This is a genomic window from Leucobacter sp. M11 (assembly GCF_035726885.1).
Taxonomy (GTDB): Bacteria; Actinomycetota; Actinomycetes; order Actinomycetales; family Microbacteriaceae; genus JAPFRB01.
In genome coordinates this window covers 651,220-656,028 of record NZ_JAPFRB010000001.1, presented here as the reverse complement: position 1 = coordinate 656,028, position 4,809 = coordinate 651,220, and the positions used below count along the sequence as shown (strand labels likewise).

The 4,809-nt window shown below is 71.6% G+C and carries 4 protein-coding genes; all 4 read left to right on the top strand.

Features of this window, described 5'->3' with window-relative positions:
- Positions 1 to 540 (top strand): ABC transporter permease (locus OOT08_RS03395; protein ID WP_325091134.1); only part of this gene is annotated, 540 nt, incomplete at its 5' end.
- Positions 541 to 545: 5 nt separating this feature from the next.
- On the top strand, positions 546 to 2,363 hold the full coding sequence (locus tag OOT08_RS03390; protein WP_325091133.1) for a gamma-glutamyltransferase family protein: 1,818 nt from the start codon (positions 546 to 548) through the stop codon (positions 2,361 to 2,363).
- Positions 2,347 to 4,059, top strand: a complete 1,713-nt coding sequence (locus tag OOT08_RS03385; protein ID WP_325091132.1) for an ABC transporter ATP-binding protein — start codon at positions 2,347 to 2,349, stop codon at positions 4,057 to 4,059. Before OOT08_RS03390 ends, OOT08_RS03385 begins: the two co-directional genes overlap by 17 nt.
- 70 nt (positions 4,060 to 4,129) lie before the next feature.
- A complete protein-coding gene (locus OOT08_RS03380) occupies positions 4,130 to 4,807 on the top strand; it encodes a GntR family transcriptional regulator (protein WP_325091131.1) in 678 nt (225 codons plus the stop codon).
- Positions 4,808 to 4,809: the final 2 nt, after the last annotated feature.

The following is a 4,809-nucleotide window of genomic DNA, read 5'->3' as shown; positions in this document are numbered from 1 at the left end:
CTCGCCGGATACTGGCGCTGGCTGGATGCGATCGTGTCCCGCCTCACCGATGTGATGCTCGCCTTCCCGTTCCTGATCATCGCGGTTGGCCTCGCCGCCATCAACGGCGCCAGCCTCGGCAACGCGGCCGTCGCCCTCGGAATCGCCCAGATCCCCACCATGATCCGCGTGGTCCGTGCGGAGACCTTCCGGGTCAAGGAGCTGGACTACGTCCTCAACGCGCAGGCGATGAGCGCCGGCCCCGTGCGCATTCTCGGGGGGCACGTCCTGCCGAACGTCGTCTCCGCGATCATCGTGCAGGCCACCGTGATCATCCCCGTCGCCGTCATCGGCGAGGCGATCCTGTCCTTCCTCGGCCTCGGCATCCAGCCCCCGGACGCGAGCCTCGGCATCATGCTCTCCGACGCGCAACAGTACATCTTCCGCGCGCCGAGCGCCGCCGTGTTCCCCGGACTCGCCATCATGGTGATCTGCCTGGCCTTCAACCTCTTCGGAGACGCGCTCCGCGACGCGTTCGACCCCACGAGCGCAAGAAAGTGACCGACATGACCTTCACACCTCCAGCCGATTTCACCACGCGCCCCACCCTCGAGGGCTCCTTCGGGATGAGCGCCTCCACGCACTGGCTGGCCACCGCCAGCGCCCAGGCCGTCCTCGAACGCGGCGGCAACGCCTTCGACGCGAGCGTCGCCGGAGCCTTCGTGCTCCACGTCGTCGAGCCGCACCTGAACGGCCCCGGCGGCGACATGACCGGGATCTTCTTCGCCGCAGGCGCCGGCACCGGCCCCCGGGTCCTCATGGGCCAGGGGCACGCCCCCGCCGGCGCCAGCGCCGAGCACTACCGCAGCGAGGGCCTCGAACTCGTCCCCGGCTCGGGGGCGCTCGCCGCCGCCGTGCCCGCCGCGGTTGACGCCTGGCTCCTGTTGCTGGCCGAGCAGGGCACCTGGGAGCTCGCCGACGTGCTCGCCTTCGCGATCGGCTACGCCCGCGACGGGCACGCCGCCCTGCCCCGGGTCAGCACCACGATCGAGAGCGTTCGCGAGCTGTTCCTGGAGCACTGGCCCAGCTCCGCGCAGCTCTGGCTGCGGGACGGCGCGGCCCCCGCTCCCGGCGAGATCATTCGCAACGAGGCCTATGCCCGGACCCTGGACCGACTCATCGCGGCCGGGACCGAGCTGCCGGAGGGCGCCGACCGCGTCGCCCGGATCGAGGCCGCGCGGCACGCGTGGTCCGACGGGTTCGTCGCCGCGGCCGCCGCCGACTTCGTCCGCGCCCCCCACCGGCACTCCTCGGGCACCGACCACGCCGGGGTCATCACCCGGCAGGATTTCGCCGGGTTCCGGGCCAGCACTGAGGACGCGGTCACGATCGAGTTCCGGGGCGCCACCATCGCGAAGACCGGCGCCTGGGGGCAGGGCCCCGCCCTGTTGCAGACCCTGCAAATCCTCGCCGGCTTCGCCGACCACGAGATCGACCCGTCCACGGCGGAGGGCGCGCACCGCATCATCGAGGCGCAGAAGCTCGCCTACGCGGACCGCGAGGCCTACTACGGCGACCACGATGCCCCGCTGGACGTGCTCCTGTCCGAGGAATACGCCGCCGAGCGCCGCGCCCTCATCGGGGAGCGGGCCTCGGAGGAATTCCGTCCGGGGATCGTCCCCGGGCACACCCCGTTCCTGCCGCCGCTGCGCACCGAGTACCGTCCCCCCGCGCTCGCCGCGGGCGAGACCGTGGCCGGGGTCGGCGAGCCGACCGTGTCCGCCACCGGGGTGACCCGCGGGGACACCTGCCACATCGATGTCGTCGACCGCTGGGGCAACATGGTCTCGGCCACGCCCTCCGGCGGCTGGCTCCAGTCCTCACCCGTCATCCCGGAGCTCGGATTCTGCCTCGGCTCCCGGCTCCAAATGACGTGGTTGGAGGCGGGCGCCCCCTCCACGCTGACCCCCGGCAAGCGGCCGCGCACGACGCTGACGCCGACGCTCGTGCTGCGGGACGGCGAGCCCGTGCTCGCCCTCGGATCCCCGGGCGGCGACCAGCAGGATCAGTGGCAGCTCCTCTTCCTGCTCCGCGTCCTGGTCGGCGGATACACCGCGCAGCAGGCGATCGACGCGCCCGCGCTGCACACGACCTCGGTTCCCGAGTCGTTCTGGCCGCGCACCTGGACCCCCGGCGGCGTTGTCGTCGAGGACCGCCTCGGCGAGGACGTCCTCGCCGACCTGGCCGCCCGCGGGCACCGGATCACCCGGGCGGGAGACTGGGCGCTCGGGCGGCTTTCCAGCGTCGGACGCAACCCCCACACCGGCGCGCTGACGGCCGCCGCAAACCCGCGAGGAGCACAAGGCTATGCAGCAGGACGCTAACGATCCCGGGCGCGACGCCCGGCAGGAGCCCCTGGTCGCGGTCAGCGATCTCACCGTGGCCTTCACCACGGACTCGGGAGAGGCCCAGGTGCTGCACGGGGTGGATCTCGTGATCAATCCCGGCGAACGGGTCGCCATCGTCGGCGAGTCCGGCTCCGGCAAGTCCACCGTCGCGGCCGCCATCATGGGGCTGCTGGCCACAAACGGCCGGGTCACGGGCGGCTCGATCACCCTCCGGGGGCGTGAGCTCACCACCGCCACGGAGCGGGAGCTGCGGAGCATCCGCGGCGAGCAGATCGGCCTCGTCCCGCAGGATCCCATGTCGAATCTGAACCCCACCATGAAGGTCGGGGCACAGATCGCCGATACGATCCTCGCGCACCCGGGCAGCCACGGCGATCTCTCCGCGAGCGGGGTGCGCACGCGCGTGGCCGAGCTGATGAGTCTCGCGGGCATCCCCGATGCGGCCAGGCGGGCCAAGCAGTACCCGCACGAGTTCTCCGGCGGGATGCGGCAGCGGGTGCTCATCGCGATCGGGCTCGCCTGCAATCCGCACCTGCTCATCGCGGACGAGCCCACCTCGGCGCTCGACGTGACCGTGCAGCGGCAGATCCTGGACCACCTGCAATCGCTCATCCACGCCGAGGGGATCGCGCTGCTGTTTATCACGCACGACCTCGGGCTGGCCGCGGACCGCGCGGACCGTGTGATCGTGATGTCCCAGGGGCGGATCGTGGAGCAGGGCACCCCGGAGGAGATCCTGAAAACGCCGCAGGAGGACTACACGCGGCGGCTCGTCGCGGCCGCGCCCTCCCTCGTGGCGGTGCGTGACGCCGACGCGGCGAAGGTTGCTGGCGAGGCCGCGGCCCGGGCCGAGGCCCGCGAGCAGCTCAGCCTCGACACGGGAGCCTTCGGCACCCCGATCCTGCGGGTGCGCGAGCTGACGAAGGACTACAAGATCCGGGGCGGCGGCGGCACGCTGCGCGCCGTTGACCAGATCTCCTTCGACGTGGCCGCCGGGACCACCACCGCCGTGGTGGGGGAGTCCGGCTCCGGCAAGACCACCCTCTCCCGGATGGTGCTCGGCCTCGAAACGCCGACCTCTGGGACGGTGCACCTGGGCGAGGAGGACATCGCGACGGCCCGCGGGGCGCGCCTCCGGGCGGCCCGGCGACGCATGCAACCCGTCTTCCAGGACCCCTTCGGTTCCCTCGACCCGAGCTACAGCATCGAGCGGCTGATCGATGAGCCGCTGCGGATCTTTGGGGTCGGCGACCGGGCCTCCCGGCGGGCCCGCGTCGCGGAACTGCTCGACCAGGTCTCCCTGCCCCGGCAGGTGGCGCAGCGCCGCCCGGGGCAGCTCTCCGGCGGCCAGCGCCAGCGCGTCGCGATTGCCCGGGCGCTCGCGATCAACCCGCAGCTCGTGGTCTGCGACGAGGCGGTGTCCGCGCTCGACGTGCTCGTCCAGGACCAGATCCTCGATCTGCTCGCCGAGCTGCAGTCCGAGCTGGGGCTCACCTACCTGTTCATCACGCACGATCTCGCCGTGGTCCGCCAGATCGCGCACCAGGTTCTCGTGATGAAGCAGGGCGCGGTGGTGGAGTCGGGCCCCGTTGATACTATTTTCGAGACGCCGGCAACCGAGTACACCGCTCAGCTGCTCGACTCGATTCCCGGGGCGGCGTTTTTCGCCTAATCGCTGGTACCGCGGTGCGCGGGAACGTCCGGATCGGGTTCTCGCGCACCGCACGGAGCAAGGAGCACGTGTGGTTGTCAGCAACGTTGACCGAATCCGCAGCGTTTTGCGGCAACGGATCGTCATGGGCGAACTGGGCGCCGGAACGCACCTGAATGAGCTCACCCTGAGCCGGGAGTTCGGCGTGAGCCGGGTGCCCGTTCGGGAGGCGATCCGCGCCCTGGAGTCCGAGGGGCTCGTGGACTCGAAGCTCTACTCGGGGTCCCGGGTCAGCGACCTCGCCGCGGAGGACGCCGCGGACCTCTTCGATATCCGCGAGGAGATCGAGCGCTCCACAGCCCGAAAGGCCGCCCGTCGCGCCCCGCGCGCTGGCGAGGAAGCGGACGAGGAGTGGGCGGCGACCCGGGCCGAGATCACGGAGATCCTTGCCGAGGGCGACGGTGCCCTCGCCGAGAACCACACGGAGCGGCTCGTCGGGTTGAACATGCGCTTCCACCAGGCCGTCGCGACCCTCGCCGGGAGCACCGTGCTGAAGGTGCTCCTGCTCACGATCTCGGGGTCCATCGAGCGGCTGTATGTGGCCGACGCTGCCCAACGCTCGCGCAAGTCCTGGCCGGAGCATCAGGCAATCATCGACGCGATCGACGCCGGGGACGACCTGGCCGCGGGCAACGCGATGGCCGGACACGTGCGCCGCTCGAAGCGCAGCTACTTCCGCGGGCTGCCGAAGGAGCCCGAGGCGCAGTAGGC

Coding starts and splice junctions, on each gene's coding strand:
- OOT08_RS03390 (WP_325091133.1), top strand. CDS start 546: ATGACCTTCACACCTCCAGCCGATTTCACCACGCGCCCCACCCTCGAG.
- OOT08_RS03385 (WP_325091132.1), top strand. CDS start 2,347: ATGCAGCAGGACGCTAACGATCCCGGGCGCGACGCCCGGCAGGAGCCC.